Origin of the sequence: Bradyrhizobium uaiense (assembly GCF_010811875.1) — a bacterium.
Taxonomy (GTDB): Bacteria; Pseudomonadota; Alphaproteobacteria; order Rhizobiales; family Xanthobacteraceae; genus Bradyrhizobium; species Bradyrhizobium uaiense.
The window spans coordinates 1-649 of the sequence record NZ_VKHP01000552.1; the positions used below are offsets into that span (position 1 = coordinate 1).

Below are 649 nucleotides of genomic sequence, written 5' to 3' on the forward strand. Positions count from 1 at the left end.
ACCCCAACGGCATCGCCAAGGCACTCGGCGCCTCCGGCTCCTCGGCCCATGACATGGCCGACGACAATGCGAGCGCGCATGCCGCGAGCGGCGAGCAGCTCACTTCGCTGCTGGTGTTCCGCGCCGGATCGAGCCAGCCCAAGGCGGTGCCGCTCGGCCTCGTCACCCGGCTGGAGGAGATCGCAACCGACAAGATCGAGCTCTCGAACGGCCGCTACATGGTGCAGTACCGCGAGCAGCTGATGCCGCTGGTGCAGATGGCCGGTGTCGAGGTGCGGTCGCAAGGGTCGCAGCCGATCCTGGTGTTCGCCGACGACGGCCGCTCGATGGGGCTCGTGGTCGACGAGATCATCGACATCGTCGAGGAGCGGCTCAACATCGAGGTCGCAGGCTCGCAGGACGGCATCCTGGGCTCCGCCGTGATCAAGGGCCAGGCCACCGAGGTGATCGACGTCGGCCACTTCCTGCCGATGGCGTTTGCCGACTGGTTCTCGCGCAAGGAGATGCGCCCGTCGGCCTCGGCGCAGTCGGTGCTGCTGGTCGATGACTCAGCGTTCTTCCGCAACATGCTGGCGCCGGTGCTCAAGGCCGCCGGCTACAAGGTGCGGACCGCGCCGAATGCGCAGGAAGGGCTCGCCGCGCTGCGCTC

Annotated in this window: 1 protein-coding gene; it reads left to right on the forward strand. The window is 68.3% G+C overall.

The genetic code is table 11. The annotated features are described in order from the left end of the window. A partial coding sequence (locus FNJ47_RS46420) for a chemotaxis protein CheW (RefSeq protein WP_175068528.1) occupies positions 1-649 on the forward strand: 649 nt, incomplete at both ends.